The sequence below is a fragment of the Novosphingobium aerophilum genome (assembly GCF_014230305.1).
In the GTDB taxonomy this organism is placed as follows: domain Bacteria; phylum Pseudomonadota; class Alphaproteobacteria; order Sphingomonadales; family Sphingomonadaceae; genus Novosphingobium; species Novosphingobium aerophilum.
In genome coordinates, this window is record NZ_JACLAU010000055.1 from 1 (window position 1) to 16324 (window position 16324).

Annotated in this window: 13 protein-coding genes; 7 read left to right on the forward strand and 6 right to left on the reverse strand. The window is 66.7% G+C overall.

The features are described 5' to 3' along the window. Positions 1–245: 245 nt before the first annotated feature. Positions 246–656 (reverse strand): nuclear transport factor 2 family protein, encoded by a 411-nt coding sequence (locus H7F49_RS17825; protein WP_328806851.1) that lies wholly within the window; start codon positions 654–656, stop codon positions 246–248. Beyond that, positions 653–1783, reverse strand: coding sequence for a cobalamin-independent methionine synthase II family protein (locus tag H7F49_RS17830; RefSeq protein WP_185684917.1), 1131 nt, complete (start codon positions 1781–1783; stop codon positions 653–655). Before H7F49_RS17830 ends, H7F49_RS17825 begins: the two co-directional genes overlap by 4 nt. 506 nt (positions 1784–2289) lie before the next feature. On the opposite strand from H7F49_RS17830, the gene H7F49_RS17835 reads away from it, so the two are divergent. Then, a complete protein-coding gene (locus H7F49_RS17835) occupies positions 2290–4986 on the forward strand; it encodes a TonB-dependent receptor plug domain-containing protein (RefSeq protein ID WP_185684918.1) in 2697 nt (898 codons plus the stop codon). Between the two features lie 400 nt (positions 4987–5386). Here H7F49_RS17835 and H7F49_RS17840 read toward each other — a convergent pair whose 3' ends face one another. The 4 genes from H7F49_RS17840 to H7F49_RS17855 all read right to left on the reverse strand — a co-directional run bounded on the left by H7F49_RS17840 (position 5387) and on the right by H7F49_RS17855 (position 10466). Continuing rightward, positions 5387–6835 carry a tannase/feruloyl esterase family alpha/beta hydrolase gene (locus tag H7F49_RS17840; protein WP_185684919.1) on the reverse strand — a complete coding sequence of 483 codons (1449 nt, stop codon included), beginning with the start codon at positions 6833–6835 and terminating at the stop codon, positions 5387–5389. Positions 6836–6876: 41 nt separating this feature from the next. Continuing rightward, entirely contained in the window at positions 6877–8202 is a 1326-nt protein-coding gene (locus tag H7F49_RS17845) for an MFS transporter (protein ID WP_185684920.1), read from the reverse strand. 115 nt (positions 8203–8317) lie between these two features. Continuing rightward, positions 8318–9727, reverse strand: a complete 1410-nt coding sequence (gene desA, locus H7F49_RS17850; RefSeq protein ID WP_185684921.1) for a syringate O-demethylase — start codon at positions 9725–9727, stop codon at positions 8318–8320. Further along, positions 9693–10466, reverse strand: a complete 774-nt coding sequence (locus tag H7F49_RS17855; RefSeq protein WP_185684922.1) for an alpha/beta fold hydrolase — start codon at positions 10464–10466, stop codon at positions 9693–9695. The genes desA and H7F49_RS17855 overlap by 35 nt, the downstream gene beginning before the upstream one ends. A gap of 86 nt (positions 10467–10552) precedes the next feature. Here H7F49_RS17855 and H7F49_RS17860 point away from each other — a divergent pair, with 86 nt between their 5' ends. The 6 genes from H7F49_RS17860 to H7F49_RS17885 form a co-directional block, all read left to right on the forward strand. Next, positions 10553–11440 (forward strand): methylenetetrahydrofolate reductase, encoded by an 888-nt coding sequence (locus tag H7F49_RS17860; RefSeq protein WP_185684923.1) that lies wholly within the window; start codon positions 10553–10555, stop codon positions 11438–11440. 31 nt (positions 11441–11471) lie between these two features. Further along, positions 11472–12329 (forward strand): formyltetrahydrofolate deformylase, encoded by an 858-nt coding sequence (purU, locus tag H7F49_RS17865; protein ID WP_185684924.1) that lies wholly within the window; start codon positions 11472–11474, stop codon positions 12327–12329. A gap of 3 nt (positions 12330–12332) precedes the next feature. Next, positions 12333–13196, forward strand: coding sequence for a bifunctional methylenetetrahydrofolate dehydrogenase/methenyltetrahydrofolate cyclohydrolase FolD (gene folD, locus H7F49_RS17870; RefSeq protein WP_185684925.1), 864 nt, complete (start codon positions 12333–12335; stop codon positions 13194–13196). Between the two features lie 120 nt (positions 13197–13316). Then, positions 13317–14006, forward strand: coding sequence for an IclR family transcriptional regulator (locus tag H7F49_RS17875; protein ID WP_185684929.1), 690 nt, complete (start codon positions 13317–13319; stop codon positions 14004–14006). A gap of 205 nt (positions 14007–14211) precedes the next feature. Continuing rightward, positions 14212–15192 (forward strand): MBL fold metallo-hydrolase, encoded by a 981-nt coding sequence (locus H7F49_RS17880; protein WP_185684926.1) that lies wholly within the window; start codon positions 14212–14214, stop codon positions 15190–15192. A 24-nt stretch (positions 15193–15216) separates the two neighbouring features. Next, on the forward strand, positions 15217–16324 hold a 1108-nt coding region (locus tag H7F49_RS17885; RefSeq protein WP_185684927.1), incomplete at its 3' end, for an enolase C-terminal domain-like protein.

Sequence of the window (16324 nt, forward strand, 5' to 3'; positions counted from 1 at the left end):
ACGACTCCTTGGTTGAAAGGAGCCGCGATCGTCTGCCTACTCGCCGCAGACCTCAACTTCGACCAGGCTGCAGATCAGCGGGCTGACCTCAAGGCAAGCACCACTCCCGCGCCAGCGGGTTCGTACATGTGCCTTGTGTCGCCCGAAGCGGGCTAGCGGCCCGGCGCAAAGCTGCCGATACCCATGTCTTTCGGCGGATGGAATAGACGAACAGGGCGGTGTGAAGCGAAACGGTCAGTACCCTTTCACGGGCTGAAGGTCATCGTCCCCCGCCGTTCGCTGAAGCGCCAACCATTTGCCGTGCGTACGAACCGGTCGTGAAACGAGCCGACCGCGGGCGGCGTGGTTCCGGTGTAGAGCACCATCGCGCAGGTGCCACGGGCATGGTCGGCGTCCTCGACATCGATCACCACATTGCTGCAGACATGCCGGGTCGTGCGGGGCGGGCGAGCAGCGAAGGCGGCAAGGATCGCGTCGCGCCCGCGGATCTCCACATCGGGAGCCGAGGGCCGGGTCATCACGCCATCCTCCGCATAGAGCGTCGCGACCTCGTCCCAGCGCGTCTCGTCGTTGAGGTTGGCGTAGAGCGCAACGAGCCGGGCGCAATCCCACTCGATCGCCCGGCGTTCCTCCGGGGTCACAGCCCCGTCGCTCACAGGCGCGCTCCCGCGATGTCGGCCCCGGTGCGCAGGGCCTTGAGCTTCTTCTCGGTGACCAGCGGGTCGATCTTGCCATAGCCCGCGAATGTCCCGAAGCCGCAATCGGTGCTGGCGATCACCCGGTCCGCGCCGACGATCCCGGCGAAGCGCTCGATCCGCTGGGCGATCAGTTCGGGATGCTCGACATAGTTCGAACAGGTGTCGATCACGCCGGGGGCAAGCACCTTGCTGTCGGGCACCCGGGCGTCGCGCCAGACCTTCCATTCGTGTTCGTGCCGGGGGTTTGCCGCCTCGAACAGGACCGTGCCGGGCCGGGCCTTGAGCACGATGTCGATCACCCGTTCGAGCGGGATGTCATGATCGTGCGGGCCTTCGTAATTGCCCCAGCACACGTGCATCCGCATCCGTTCGGGCGGGATGTTGGCGGTCGCGGCGTTGAGCGCCTCGACATTGGCCGCGGCAACCTTGAGGAATTCTGCCTCGCTCAGGTCCTGGTAGCCGGTGTGCCGCGACATGGCGAGATCGGGGCAGTCGAGCTGCAGGTCGAACCCGGCTGCGACGATTGTCTCGTACTCCTCGCGCATGGCGTCGGCGAGGTCGGCGAGATAGGCTTCGTGGCTGGGATAGTGCCGGTTCACCTGGAAGGCGGTGATCAGGCCGGGCGAGGCCGCGTTCATGAACCCGCGCGCGCCGCCCCCGTGGGCGTCGAGCGCGGCGCGGAACCGGCGGATGTCGTCATGGAGCGGCTCCAGGGTGACCAGCCGGACCGGCCCCACGCACGAGGCACGGACGAACTCCTGGCTGCCCATGATCGCCGAAAGCTTGCGGCTGAGCTCGGGCACCTCGGCCAGGTCGGCCGCGGGCTTGCGGTCGACATGGCCGCCAAAGCCCGACAGTCGCTCGATCATGTAGGTCGAATAGCCGACCTTGCCCATCTCGCCGTCGCTGACCACGTCGACCCCGCAGCCCGCCTGGAAGGCCACCGAGCGGTTGACCGCTGCCGTGACCACGCGGTCGAATTCCGCCGCATCGAACGGCTTGCCCCCGTCGCGGGCGAGCAGCAGTTCGGTCAGTTCGGGGCCGCGTGGCATGCTACCGACGTGGGTGGTGGTGATCTTCGTCATCTCTTGTCTCTCATCCCAATCCGCTGCAGCGCCGACCAAGTTCCTCAGCGAATGGACGATCGGTCCGTCGACAAGCTACCCAGCGGAGGCCATGACACAGTACTTCGGATAGATGATTATTTCGCGAGATTGAAGTGAATTTGGCTGGGTTGTGCGGCCCAGGTGATCCGGGTGGCCGGCCCGAGGGCGCAGGGTGTGAGGCCACAGCAGGCGGCAGCGTATCGATACAAGCCACGCCCGCAACCATGCCTAAATCACAATGGTGAAAATTTCAAATATGCGTAGACGTGGACTGCTGGGATCGGCACTCGTCCGACTCGCACCACGTGATCGATGCCGCTTGGGTAATCGTGGGGCTCAGGATTGTACGCCCCTGATTGCGCAGAGGCGGCAGCAGGGACAGGATGGGAGGAGCAAAGGTGAACGGAACCGTTTTTGGAGGGGTGAAGGCTGGGCGTAGCATCTCGCCCCGCAAGCTGCTTGTGTGCAGCGTGGCCTTGTCGGCCATGTTTGCCAGTGCTGCGTCCGCGCAGACGGCAGAACCGGGTTCGAAGCCCGCAGCGCAGTCCCCTGATGCCAATGGCAACGCCGATGCCACGATCGTGGTGACCGGCACCAGTATCCGCGGCGTTGCGCCGGTCGGTGCTCCTGTCATCGGCTTCAGCCAGGCGGAAATCCAGAACCAGCCGGCAGTTACCACCACCGATCTGCTTCGCCAGATGCCGTCGATCGTCGCCACCGGCGCGAGCGAGGCCTATGGTGGTTCGGCGAACAATGCCAACGCCAACATCACTGGCGGTAACGGCATCAATCTGCGCGGGCTCGGCACCGAAGCGACCCTGACGCTGCTCAATGGTCGCCGTCTGCCGCCCGCTGGTGTCCAGGGACAGTACTTCGACCCTTCGGTCTTCGCTACGTCGGTGATCGGACGACTCGAGGTCATGCCCGACGGCGGTTCCGCCATCTATGGCTCCGATGCGGTCGGCGGGGTTGTCAACGTGCTGACGCGACTCCGGTTCGATGGTGCAGAGGCCTACGTCAAGGGTGGCTTCGGCCATCAGGTTGGTTCGGCCCAAGCCGGGCTGGTTGCCGGCAAGTCCTGGTCGAGCGGCAACCTGCTGCTCGCCTACGAATACTTCGATCGCGACGACGTCAAGGCGGCTGACCGGCCGCTCTACACCGATGACCTGCGGGCGTTCGGCCAGTCGGATCTGCGACTGTTCACCGCCAGCCCGGGCAACGTCCAGATCGGGTCGACCCGTTATCCCATCCCGGCCGGCCAGGACGGTACCAGCCTGGCATCGAGCAGCCTGGTCGCGGCAACCACCACAGTCCCCGCCAACCGCGAGAGCGTGTACAAGGGCGCCTCGGCGCTGCCCGGGCAGCGGCGCCATTCGCTGTTCGCGTCGCTTCACCAGGATCTGACCCCGGGTCTCCAGGCCTGGACCGAAGGGTTCTACGCGCATCGCAAGCTCGATCAGACGATCGGCGCGGCCACCGCCAACCTGTCGGTGCCACAGACCAACGCGTTCTTCGTGGCGCCGGCGGGAGCGACACTGCCGCTCTGCGCTGCGAGCGTCGGAGCCCCGGCGGGCACACGTTGCGAGACCGTGAACTACAGCTTCTACAACGACTTCGGTCCGCGCGTTCGAGATGCGTTCCAGGAAATCTATCAGGTCGCGGCCGGGCTCGACGCCGACCTGGGCCACGGCTGGAAGGCCAGTGCCTTTGCCAGCTTCGGTTCGGATATCGAGGAGCGTACGCAGTACGGGATCAACAACCCCCAACTGCTCGCCGCCCTGCGCGACACCAGCCGGGCGACCGCGTTCAACCCGTTCGGGGCCAATGGAGGAACCAACGCGGCGACCCTCGCGAAGATCAAGGGATCGCAGCTGGTCGCTACCCAGTCGGACCTGACCAACGTGGTCGCCAAGATCGACGGATCGCTGTTCGCCCTGCCGGGCGGGGACGTGAAGGTCGCCGTGGGCGCCGAGTACCAGCACCACAGGTTCCGCTACAACACCGTCGACAATTTCGCGACCCCCGACACCTCGACCTTCACCACGGTCCTCGCCATCCCCAAGCGGACGGTGAAGTCGGGCTACGCAGAGGTCTTCCTGCCGCTGGTCAGTGGCCAGAACGCGCGGCCGGGGATCGAGGAGCTGTCGGTCTCCGCAGCATTGCGGCATGACCACTACAGCGACTTCGGCGGCACCACCAATCCCAAGTTCGCCATCCAGTTCGCTCCGGTGAAGGGGCTGAAGCTGCGGGGAACCTACGGCAAGTCGTTCCGTGCGCCGACACTGTCGGACATGAATCCGGCCACCTTGGGCGTCACTGTCGAGGACTTCGCCGATCCCACGTCGCCGACCGGGCTGACCCGGACCCTGTTCCTGCGTGGTGGCAACACCGCCCTGGGCCCCGAGAAGGCGACGATCTGGTCGCTCGGTGCGGACCTTGCGCCCGCGGCACTGCGCGGCCTTACGGTGTCGCTGACCTATTTCAACGTGGACTACACCAACCGCATCGAAGCGCCCGGCAACGATCGCACCGCTCTGACTGCAGCGCGCGAACCGCGGCTGGGTTCGCTGATCACCCGCAACCCGTCGGCGACGCTGGTTCAGTCGTTCCTGAGCCTGCCGCAGTTCACCGGCGTTCCGGAAAACCCCGCCAACATCAAGGCGCTGGTCGATGGGCGGAAGGTCAACGTCGGGCGCCTGCGGACCCAGGGGTTCGAAGGCAACATCCAGTGGTCCGGTGAACTTGGTCCGGTCACGCTCAATGCCGGCGCCGTGGGCAACTACTTCCTCAATTTCAAGCGTGCAGTGCTTCCGACCCTGCCTCTGGTGGACGTGGCGAACACCTTCGGCAATCCGCTCAAGTTCCGCGCCCGGGGCAACCTCGGCGTCTCGAACGAGCGCATGGCGGTCACCGGTTTCGTGAACTTCACCGGAGCCTATCGCAACGACACCATAACCCCGGTGCAGGATGTGAAGGCGTTCGCGACCTTCGACCTGTCGGCGCGCTACACCTGGGATCAGCCCATGGGGCTGGCGAAGAAGCTTACCCTGTCGATCGACGTCCAGAACGTGTTCGACCGCGATCCGCCGATCGTGCCCAACGTCACCCCGTTGGCCTTCGATCCGCAGGTTGCCAGCATTCTGGGCCGCTTCGTCACCGTTGGCCTGCGCGCCAGCTGGTAAGCGAGCGCAGCATAAAGGCAGCGGGCCCGGGAGAAACCTCGGGCCCGCTGTCGTATCTGGCTGCAGGGTCACCTGCGCTGCAGTTGGCACCTTTGGCTGGCGCAGAACTGCGCGGGGCGAAGACAGCTGTAGCGCCCGTCGCAAAGAGCCACGAGCCTTTCGGCTGTCGGGAGCTTGCGGGTCCATCTGCCTTGGGACAGCCGCGTGGAGGGTCGGATCACCGCGGCGAGGACAGCAGTCGAGCGGTCGGGCTCGCCGCGGGAAGCGTGGTCAGGCTGCCGCTGCGCGTGATCGCGTTTGGACCGGCAGCCGAATGCTTACGAAAAGCGGGCGGACAGCGCTTGCTGCCCGCCCGCTCGCGCTTGCACGGCCCTGGCGGAGGGAGCTGCCCCTCTGCCGATCAGGGCTGGAAGTAGGGTCGGATCGTTCGCTCCGCCGTGGTCCGGCCGAAGACCTTGGTCTGGGCAGTTACAGCGGCCGGCGCGACGCCATCCTCTACCCAGGCCATCATTGCGTCCACCAAGTTGATCCGGTCCGGCCCGTCGCCGCCGGCGCAGTGACCCACTCCCGGCAGCATATAGAGCCGCAGGAAGGTGCCAGCGGAGGCTCCGAACCTGGTCCTCAGGCGCTGGACGTAGTCCACGGTGCTCATTGGTGGCACCCCGGGATCGGCCCAGCCATGCCACACGATCAGCCTGCCGCCCTTGGCGACGAACGCGTCGATGTCGGGGCTGGTGGCGTTGTAGATGCTCGCCAGCGCATTGTACTGGTCGAACGACGCCCGGTCGAACAATACGCGCGCGTTCTCCGGCAGGATCGTGTCGCTGACCATGTAGCGCAGGAAGCTGTTGGCCATGGCACCGTAGGGGAGCCCGTCCCACGACAGCTCCGATCCTACCGGGCGACCGAAGTACAGGCTGCGCCCCTTCTCGTCGGTCGGGCCGCGATAGATCGCCACGGCCGCGGCAGCCTGCGCCGGAGTCAGGCAGGCGGTGCTCTGCCCGGCTGCGCAGACGGTGACGGCCGGGTCGAACCGGCAGGCGGCCGGATCACCGATGATCCCGTCAGCCGTGCCGTCGCCCACCGTGTCGCAGGCGGCCAAGGCGGCCTTGTGCAGGACCTCGAGCGCGGCGTGGGTGAGCAGGGCCGAGCCGTCGGCGGCCTGCATCTGGCGGTCAGACCAGGCGTGGAACACGGTGTTGTTGACCGTGTCGTGGATCACCGGAGCCCCGGCGATGACCCCGTCGAAGTCGGCGGGATAGCGCTGTACCTCCATCAGCCCCTCGCGGCCACCGTCCGAGCAACCGCTGAAATAGGCGTATGTCTGGGGCCGACCGTAGAAGCGGGCGATGATCGCCTTGGCCGCTACAGTGACGACGTGGACCCCGCGGTAGCCATAGTCGATCTTGCCCTGGCGATTTTCGGCGGCCCAGACCGTGTCGCCATTGCCGTCAGGCGTATCGTGGCCGAGGTCGCTGGCGACCACCGCGAATTCGCTGTTGTCGATCGCGGCGCAACCCTCCGCTGCGCGGATGCGGAAGTCGACCCGGCCACAGAACCCTCCACAGCCCGAATAGAGCAGGCGCTGTCGCCAGTTCTGGGTGGGCAGGCGCAGCTCAAACTTGACCTGCGGCGCCACATAACCGCGCACTTCACAATAAGGCGCGATAGACCCAGCCGAAACCACCTTCGCCGAGACGATCCGCGCGGGCGCCTCGGCGCTGAACACATCCTTTTCGGCAAGATCGCCGCAGGCCATAACCGGCTTGACGCTCGGTAGCTCTCGCGCCGCGGCCGGAGTCGGCAGCGCAAAGAGCCAGCCCACCGCTGCGATGAGGGCCAGAGTCATTCGCCAGGCGCTGCGTCCTGGTGTCATCGTGTGATTTGCCGTCATGCAATTGTTCCTTGCTGGATCGGGTTGTTGGCACCGCGCAAGTTGGCGAGGAGCAGGGCGGCGAGGATCGATCCGGTCCCGAGGGCGAGGGCGACCCAGGACAGGTTGAGCCCGGCCGAGAAGAGGTAACCGGCCAGGACCGGCGCAATGACCGCGCCTCCTCGGCCGACGCCGATCGCAAAGCCTGCTCCGGTGCCTCGCATCGGCGTCGGAAAAACATCGGCGAACAGCAGGTAGAGCCCGCCGATCCCAGCGTTGCCGAAGAAGCCGGCGGCAAACACCAGGGCGCCCAGCGTGTCCAGCCGAACGGGGACCAAGCCCATGGCACCGACCGCGCAGAACGTTCCGACAAGCGTCAAGGTGGTCAACCGCTTGACGCTGAAGCGCAGGGCAAGGAGACCCAGCAGTGTGCCGCCGAGCGCTCCACCGACATTGGCCAGGGCGAGGGTCTGCGCCGCCTGGGCGGGGAGGTAGCCCAGCCCGGCGATGATCTTGGGAGTCCACTTGATCATGAAATAGAAGCTGGTGACGTGCAGGAAATAGGCGGCCGTCACGGTCAGGGTCGCCGCGCGCAGTTCAGGGGAGAAAATTGCAACGAGCGGGACCTGCCGGACCTCTGCCGGCCCCGACGGGGTCTCTGCGGCCGGCAAACCAAGCCGGTGGAGGGCACGGTTGGCCGCTGCAAGCCCCTTGCGCTTGTCCAGCCACGCGGGGGGCTCGACCAGCAGCAGCGCCACGATCGGGACGAAGATGACGGTGAGCAGGGCGCCGGCCTCGAACACGGTGCGCCAGGTTCCGCCCGACGCGTAGAGCCGCTGCACGGCGAGGCCGCCCAGCGCTCCGCCCAGCGGGTAGCCGATCACCATCAGCGACATGGCCAGATTGCGCCAGCGGTTGTTCGCCAGCTCGGACGCCACCGCATTGATCGCCGGAAGCATGCCGCCAATGCCCAGCCCGGTGAGGAGACGCCAGGAGAGGAGCTCGTTCACGCCGGCGGCATGGGAGGCGCCCAGCATGCCCACGGCCATGATGACGAGCGAAGCGAGGATGGTGGTGCGGCGCCCCAGCCGATCCGCAACGCCGCCCAGCACGATCGAGCCGAGCGCCATGCCCAGCAGCTCCATCGAGAGGATCCACCCGATCGTGGCAGGGCCGAGGGACCAGTCGCGGGCAATACCCGGAGCGGCATAGCTGACCGACAGCACGTCGATCCCGTCGAGGGCGTTGAGAGCCGTGGTGATGCCGATCGCGAACCACTGCCGCCAGCCCATTGGCGACAGGTCGACAGCGGTTCGCGGATTGGGTCCCGATCCGTCAGACATCAGTGTTCCACCCCCGGATTGTTATGGTTTATCTGGCCCGCCACCCACAGGCATGGTGCCAAATTGCGGTGGCGGGCAACAGCCCCGGCAACGTCATTGTGCCTGGGCCGGTTGGTCAGCTGTGCTTGGTGCGCCAGCCGTCGGCATAGCTGTCCCGCGCCACTTCGGAATAAGGCACGGGCGAGACGATCGCTTTGATCTCGGTCTGGACGTGGCGTTCCACGGTGGGCTTGCTGGTGCCGCCATCGGGTTCGCCCCACAGCAGGCTGACCTCGGTGCCCGGCTCGGCCACGCTCTCGTCGACCATCGCGAGGGCCAGGAAACGCCCGGCGTTTACGGTGTAGCCGATCCACGTCGAGAGACCGACGGGCTTCCCGTCCTTGAGCACGGCGTCGTAGGGGTGCATGGCATAGACCGCGCTGGGGAACTCGAGGAACTTGGCCTTGTCCCCGGTCTGCAGCATGGAGCTCATCACCCGGACGATGTCCTCGTTGTCGAGCGCCAGGGTGACCTTGCGGCGGTGTGGACGGTCCTTCATCGCCTCGAGCGCCTCGCGCCCGACGAAGTCGTGGTCGAACTTGACCATGATGCCGTAGCCGAGATCCCAGGGGGTCAGGTAGTAGTCCTCGATGTTGTCGGAGACGAAGCTGCCCCCGACCGAGCACATTCCGGCATAGGCGTTCGCCGGCAGCCACTCGCGGAAGGCCCTGGTGCCTTCGCCGGTGTAGACCGCGGGGAGAGGCGAGGGGATCCAGCCCGATTCCAGCGTGTTCGAGCTGTAGGTCCGGCCACCGCTGAGCTTGAGGCCGAAGTCCTGCCCCGCCGCGATCAGGGCGTTGCGCACCGTGTCATAGTCCTGCCAGGGCCCGAACAGCTCGTAGCCGGGCTGGCCGGCCATGCCGTGACGCAGTGCGCGGACCTGGGCCCCAGCGATGCCCACGGTGGTCATGTGGAAGAACCTGAGATCAGGCGGGGTCTGGCCCATCGCGCGCTCGAGCACGGCCATGGCGTTGGGGCCCTGCAGCTGGAAACGGTAGTTGCGGCGATAGCCCTGCTGGTCCAGCGGGCGCGCGGCGGTGCGCTCGTCGCGCTCGACATGCACGTCCCACTGGCCGGTCGAGGCCCAGTATTCGACCCATTCGATAGTCGGCGCGCGGCCGACCAGTTCGAAGGTGTTCTCGGCCAGGTAGAACAGGATCACGTCGCCGATCACATAGCCTTCGGGCGTGACCGGGGCGAACTGCTTGGCGCGGTCGGGTACGAAGCCCTTGAAGCTGTTCGGCGCGAGATAAGCCAGCATGTCGAAGGCGCCGGGTCCGGTGACCAGCAGGTCGACCATGTGGAACGACTGGTTGAACAGGATCGCCGTCTCGGCCCAGGCGCGCTGCTCGTCGCGCCAGTTGGTGTATTCGGCCGGAACGCCCGGATAGACATTGGGGCCGACCTGCTGGTTGCGCAGGAACTCGACGATGTTGGTCTGGGCCTTCAGCTTATGCTCGAGCGACGCGGTCACATTGATCTCCATCGATGAAATTCGGTTGGGGGGTAGGGGTGTAGGTCAGCCATTCGGCGAGAACGGCGGCAAAGGCGTCGGGCGCTTCGGCGGGCAGCATGTGGCCGGCGCCATCGATCACGCGCAGGACCGCACCGGGAATGGCGTCGGCGATGGCCTCGTGCTGCGACGGCGGTGACCAGCGGTCTTCGGCGCCGACAATCACGAACGTCGGACAGCGGATGGTGGGCAGCACCGCCGCCGCATCGGGCCGCGCCAGGAGGGCTGCGACCTGCGCCTCGTAGATCTCCAGCCCCGCGGCGCGGCACATCGCGCGAAGCGCCGATACCAGCCCAGCGTTCTCGAGTGAACCGGCAGCCAGCATCGGTGGCAGCCAATGGTCGACCAGCGCATCCATGCCATGCTCCCGCCCCAGCGCGGCCAGCGCATGGCGTTTGTCCGCCTCTCCGGGGGCAGGGGGATGGACCCCGGTGTCGGCCAGGGCGAGGCGATCAATCCGTTCGGGCGCGCGGCGCACCACCTCCAGCGCAACCCGCGCTCCCATCGAGTGGCCCAGCAGGCAAGCGTGTTGCGGCAAACGGGCAATGACATAGTCGGCCATCGCCTCGATGGTCGTTGCTCCACCGTAAAACCCATCGATCACGCCGCTGTGCGGCAGCGCTGCAACTACCTCCCGGAACATGCGCGAGTCGCACAGCAGACCGGGCAAAATCGCCACGGGAGGCAGGAAAGAGCCTTGCATCGCATCCATGAAACATTCATCTATACGAAGTTCGGTGGGTTTGCTAGAGCCAATTCCGCCGGCTGCTGCCGCCGCGATCTTTCGGATGCCAATCTATGACGGTCCCCATAATCCACCCGAACTGGGCTGTTCCTGCCCGCGGCCTGACCGATGGCTACTCGATCGAGATTACCGCGAAGGACGTTTCCGCCCTGCGCGAAGCGGCGCCGGCGATGCCGGTCGACACCCCGGTGGCGGTGACCTTCCTTCCAGGTGAGTTGCAGGGCGATCGCATTGCCGCTGCAGTCGCGGTGCGTGCGCTCGGGTTCGAGCCGATGCCGCACTTCTCGGCGCGCCGCCTGGTCTCGGTGGCGGAGTTCGAGGACTACCTCGGCGCCGTGGTCGAACAGGCGCAGGTGCGGCGCTGCTTCGTCGTCGCCGGCGATCCGCCCGAGCCGCAGGGGCCGTTCTTCGATTCCATGGCGCTGATCGACAGCGGCGCCTTCGAACGCAACGGGATCAAGGCGGTTGGCGTCGGAGGCCATCCGGAAGGACACCCGGTGATGTCCCCGGAGCAGTGCTGGCAGGTCCTCGACGCCAAGATCGCCGCGATCACCGCGCGCGGCATGGCGCCGCTCGTCGTCACCCAGTTCGGCTTCGATCCCGACGCCCTGCTCGGCTGGCTGGCCGAGGCGCGGGTGCGCGGGATCGACGCACCCGTGCGCATCGGCGTGCCCGGCCCCGCCGGGATCAAGCGCCTGATCGCCTTCGCCGCGCGCTGCGGGGTCGGCGCCTCGGCCAGCGTGCTCAAGAAGTACGGGATCAGCCTCGGCAACCTGCTCGGCAGCGCCGGGCCCGACCGGCTGCTCGACGCCTTCGCCGCCGGCCTGGGGGAGGAGCATGGCCGGGTGCGGCTGCACTTCTACCCATTCGGCGGGGTGGGCCGGACCGTCGAGTGGATCGGCGACTACGAGCGCCGGCACGGCCTCGACCGGCCCCGTTGATCCATCCAGCACTCAGGGGAGCGCCCAGATCTTGACCCAGACCATCACCCTGCGCCTGCAGTGCGACGACCGCCCCGGCCTCGTCGCCCGGGTCGCCAACGTGCTCGCCCGCGTGGGCTGCAACATCGAGGATGCCCAGCAGTACAACGACCGGGCCTCGGCCCGGTTCTTCATGCGCGCGACCTTCGTGACGCCGGACGGCATGGACCTCGCCGCGGTCGAGCGGGCCTTCGCCCCCGAGGCGCAGGCCGCGGGCATGGACTGGACCATGACCGACCAGGCGCGGCCGCGGAAGGTGCTGCTGATGGTCAGCCGGTTCGACCACTGCCTGGGCGACCTGCTCTACCGCCACCGCCTGGGCGAGCTGCCGATGGAGGTGGTCGCCATCGCCAGCAACCACCCGCGCGAGGTGCTGCACACCTCGCTGATCGGCGACATTCCCTATCACCACCTGCCGATCACCCGGGACACCAAGCCGCAGCAGGAGGCCCAGATCAAGGCGCTGGTCGAGGCCACCGGCGCCGAGCTGGTGGTGCTGGCGCGCTACATGCAGATCCTCTCGGACGATCTCGCCGCCTTCCTCTCGGGCCGCTGCATCAACATCCACCACTCGTTCCTGCCCGGCTTCAAGGGCGCCAAGCCCTACCACCAGGCGCACGAGCGCGGCGTGAAGATGATCGGCGCGACCGCGCACTACGTCACCGCCGACCTCGACGAGGGTCCGATCATCCACCAGGACGTCGAGGCGATCAGCCACGCCGACACCCCCGACGACCTCGTCCGCAAGGGCCGCGACATCGAACGGCGGGTCCTGGCCGAGGCGGTGCGCCTGCACCTCCACGATCGGGTGTTCCTCAACGGCGCGCGCACCGTGGTGTTCAGGGACTGAGCCATGGCGCAGGTGCTCGATGGGCAGGCGATGGCCGCCCGCATCACCCAGGACGTGCGCGAACAGGTCGACCTATGGGTCCGTAATGGCAAGAGCGTGCCTGGCCTCGCGGTCGTGCTGGTCGGCAGCGATCCGGCGAGCGAGGTCTATGTCCGCCGGAAGATCACCGCGTGCCGCAAGGCGGGAATCCGGTCGATCGAGCACCGCCTTGATTCCGGCACCCAGGAGGCCGAACTGCTTGACCTGATCGATCGCCTCAATGCCGATTCGCATGTCGACGGCATCCTGGTGCAGTTGCCCCTGCCTCCGGCGATCGACGCCACCCGCGTGCTCGACCGGATCCGGCCCGACAAGGACGTAGACGGGTTCCACCCGGTCAATGTTGGTCGCCTGTCGAGCGGAACCGGCGGGCTCATCCCGTGCACCCCCCTCGGCATCATGACCCTGCTGGACAGCGTAGTCGACGATTACCGGGGCAAGAACGCGGTGGTGATCGGCAAGTCGAATATCGTCGGCAAGCCGGTGGCCATGCTCCTGCTCGAACGCGAGGCGACGGTCACCGTCACCCACATCGAAACCCTCAACCTGTCGGAAATCACCCGGCAGGCAGATATCGTCGTTGCCGCGGCGGGGGCACCCCATCTGGTGCGGGGGTACTGGATCCGGCCTGGGGCGATCGTGATCGACGTGGGCATCACGCGTGTTACGGACGAGGGCGGGCAGACCCGCCTGGTCGGCGACTGCGCCACGGCCGAGCTTGACCACGCCCTGGCGGTCACTCCGGTTCCGGGTGGAGTGGGTCCGATGACGATCGCCAGCCTGCTCAGCAACACTTTGCGCGCGGCGCAGTTGCGAGATGATGGTTGAGCAGGGGGTCTCAGCGATGGTTGGGATTGGCGGGTCAATTTGCTTCAACCCCAGCCCCGGTTTGGCTAGGCTGATGCCATGACGAGTGCCCAAGCCCGATCGCCGCAAGTCAAATCCGCCATGCGGACGCTCGACATCATCGAATTCGTGGTCGCCAGGACGGAACCGGTTCAGGCGCAGGAAGTGGCCAATGCGCTCGGTATCCCGATGAGCAGCATGTCCTATCTGCTCAGCACCCTGTGCGACCGGAACTATCTGGTGCGGGACGGGCGGCGCTACAGTCCCGGCCCGGGACTGCTCCGCCTGCGGACGCCCGAAGCCTCATTGTCGCTGGAGGATCGCTTCGCCCCGATGCTCCGCGCGGTGCGGACCGAGCTGAACGAAACTGTATCCTTGTTCGGCCTGGACGGGTGGGATGCCCGGGTCCTTGTCACCGAGGCGAGCGGCCAGTCGCTACGCTATGCGATTGATCCCGGAGAGCGGCGGCCGCTGCATGCCCTGGCCGGGGGCAAGGCCCTGCTCGCGTCGCTGCCGGACGACGAACTGGCGCGCTACTTCCGCGAAAGCGTGCGGGAGCGCTTCACCGGGCGCACGCTGGTCGACGAGGAGGAGCTGCGCGCCGAGATTGCCATGGTCCGGTCGACCGGTTTTGCCGAGGCACGCGAGGAAAGCCAGTCGGGGATCTGCAGCCTGGCGCGGCCGATCGTCTTGCCCGGGCAGCCGATCTGCTCGGTGAGCATCGCGGTGCCATCGGTGCGTTATACCGACCAGTTGCGGGCGAGTGCGAAAGCCCTTCTGCGTCATTGGTAAATCAATCGGTTGATCGTCACGCGTGAGATCCGCCGGGCCTCGCCCGGAATGAAGCGATCGGTTGATCGATGCCGGTTGCCTATGGATCGATAGGATATCGGTGCTGGACAGTATCGGTCGAGGGCTGGTGTATCTCCGCTACAATCACAATCGCGGGAGAGAGAATATGCGGCGCGTTTTGCCTGCCCTTGCGGTTTCGACCCTGTTGCTGGGCTCTGCCGGCGCTTCCCTGCATGCCGCCGCCCCCTCGGACTATCCGGCGCAGGCGACGTTTCCGGAGGCCAATCCAAAAGCCTTGGCACGCCACCTGTCGGCCGCCCGAAAGTGGGCCGAGCCCGATCTGCTCCCCGAATTCTACTGGCGGTGCATGACCAGTCCGCTCGACCGCAAGACGGTCTTTGCGATCCAGCACGACGGATTGGTGCAGGAGGCCAAGGTCTTCGATCAGCTCTATTCGATCGGGCAGAACGCGGTCTCGGCCTGGGCGCTGGACACCTCCGACGGGATCATCCTGATCGACGCTCTCAACAACGAGGCCGAGGCGCGGGATATCCTGGTCCCGAACATGGTTCGCCTCGGGCTCGATCCCAAGCGGATCAAGATCCTGATCGTGACCCATGGCCACGGCGATCACTGGGGTGGCGCCAAATATCTCCAGGACACCTTCGGGGCGCGGGTCGCCCTGTCGGAGGCAGACTGGAAAATGCTGGAAAGCCCCGACCGGGGCGGGGGGCCGTTCCGCGACCTCGTCCCGCCGCGGCGCGACATGGTGGTGCGCGATGGCGATACGATTACTCTGGGCAAGACCAGCGTGAGGCTGTTCGTCACCCCGGGGCACACCCCGGGGACTCTGTCCCTCATGTTCCCGGTTACCGACAAGGGTCGGCCGCACGTGGTCGCGCTGATGGGCGGCACGGGCGGAGGCACGACCGGCCCGGCCGTGCATGACCAGATCGCCTCGCTGCAGCGCTGGAATGGTCTGACCGGAAAAGCCGGTGTCGATGCGCTGATCAGCAACCACCCGGCGCACATCGCCGCGATCGAGAAGATCCAGCTCCTGACCCATGGTGATCCTGCCGACTCGAACCCGTTCGTCTACGGCAAGGACCGGGCGCAGCGCTTCAGCAAGGTTATGGAGGCTTGCTCGCGCGTGCAGCTGGCGCGGATGGGCGAGAGCGGTGACTGAGCAGTCAAGCAGCAGTCGCAAGCCGTGAGGATCGCCGAAGTCCGGGTCACGCCGATCGCCTTTCGCGACCCGCCACTGCTCAACGCGGCGGGGATCCATGAGCCTTATGCCCTGCGCTCGATCATCGAGGTCGTGACCGATCACGGCGAGACCGGGCTGGGCGAAGGCTATGGCGACGCGGCCGCGCTGGCGGCCCTGCAGGCAGTGGGCCCGCGTCTGGTCGGAACGGCGGTCCACGACCTCAATGGGCTGCGGCGGGTCGTGGCCGAAACGCTGGCTGGACTGCCGCCCCCGCCACCTGGCGCCGAGCTGGCCCCGGGTTCGGACCCCGCCAGGCAGGGCGCCAACTGCTATTCGGCCTTCGAGGTGCCGATGCTCGATCTGCAGGCGAAGCGCGCCGGGGTCCCGCTCCACGCCCTGCTCGGTGGAGCGGTGCGGCGCGAGGTGCCGTTCAGCGCCTACCTGTTCTACAAGTACGCGCGGCATATCGAGCCAGAGGAATCCGCGGACGCCTGGGGCGAAGCACTCACGCCGGACCAGATCGTCGCCCAGGCGCAGCGAATGATCGACCTGTATGGCTTTGCCAGCATCAAGCTCAAGGCTGGCACACTGCCGCCGGACGTGGAGATCGCCACGATCGAAGAACTGGCGCGGGCCTTTCCGGGCTATCCGCTGCGCATCGATCCGAACGGCGCCTGGTCGATGGAGACCGCGATCGCCGCTGCAAACCGGTTGCGAGGCCTGATCGAATACTACGAGGACCCGGTCGACGGATTAGAGGCCATGGCCGAGCTCCATCGTCGGACCGGCTTGCCGCTGGCCACGAACATGGTGGTGACCTGCTTCGACCACCTGCGTCGGAGCGTCGGCATGGACGCGGTGCAGATTGTGCTGTCCGACCATCACTATTGGGGCGGTCTGCGCGACAGCCAGTTGCTCGCAGGGATGTGCGCGACCTTCGGACTGGGTTTGTCGATGCATTCCAACTCGCACCTAGCGATCAGTCTCATGGCCATGGCGCATCTGGCCGCCGCAACCCCGAACCTGACTTATGCCTGCGACACGCACTACCCCTGGGTCGAAGACGCGGACGAGGTGGTACTCGGCGGCAAGATCGCGTTCACGGGCGGGT

Excerpts from the sequence above, each read along its gene's own strand:
- folD (WP_185684925.1), top strand. The coding sequence starts at position 12,333 with ATGGCGCAGGTGCTCGATGGGCAGGCGATGGCCGCCCGCATCACCCAG.
- desA (WP_185684921.1), bottom strand. The coding sequence starts at position 9,727 with ATGGAGATCAATGTGACCGCGTCGCTCGAGCATAAGCTGAAGGCCCAG.
- H7F49_RS17840 (WP_185684919.1), bottom strand. The coding sequence starts at position 6,835 with ATGACTCTGGCCCTCATCGCAGCGGTGGGCTGGCTCTTTGCGCTGCCG.
- H7F49_RS17830 (WP_185684917.1), bottom strand. The coding sequence starts at position 1,783 with ATGACGAAGATCACCACCACCCACGTCGGTAGCATGCCACGCGGCCCC.
- H7F49_RS17845 (WP_185684920.1), bottom strand. The coding sequence starts at position 8,202 with ATGTCTGACGGATCGGGACCCAATCCGCGAACCGCTGTCGACCTGTCG.
- H7F49_RS17855 (WP_185684922.1), bottom strand. The coding sequence starts at position 10,466 with ATGGATGCGATGCAAGGCTCTTTCCTGCCTCCCGTGGCGATTTTGCCC.
- H7F49_RS17875 (WP_185684929.1), top strand. The coding sequence starts at position 13,317 with ATGCGGACGCTCGACATCATCGAATTCGTGGTCGCCAGGACGGAACCG.
- H7F49_RS17835 (WP_185684918.1), top strand. The coding sequence starts at position 2,290 with ATGTTTGCCAGTGCTGCGTCCGCGCAGACGGCAGAACCGGGTTCGAAG.
- H7F49_RS17860 (WP_185684923.1), top strand. The coding sequence starts at position 10,553 with ATGACGGTCCCCATAATCCACCCGAACTGGGCTGTTCCTGCCCGCGGC.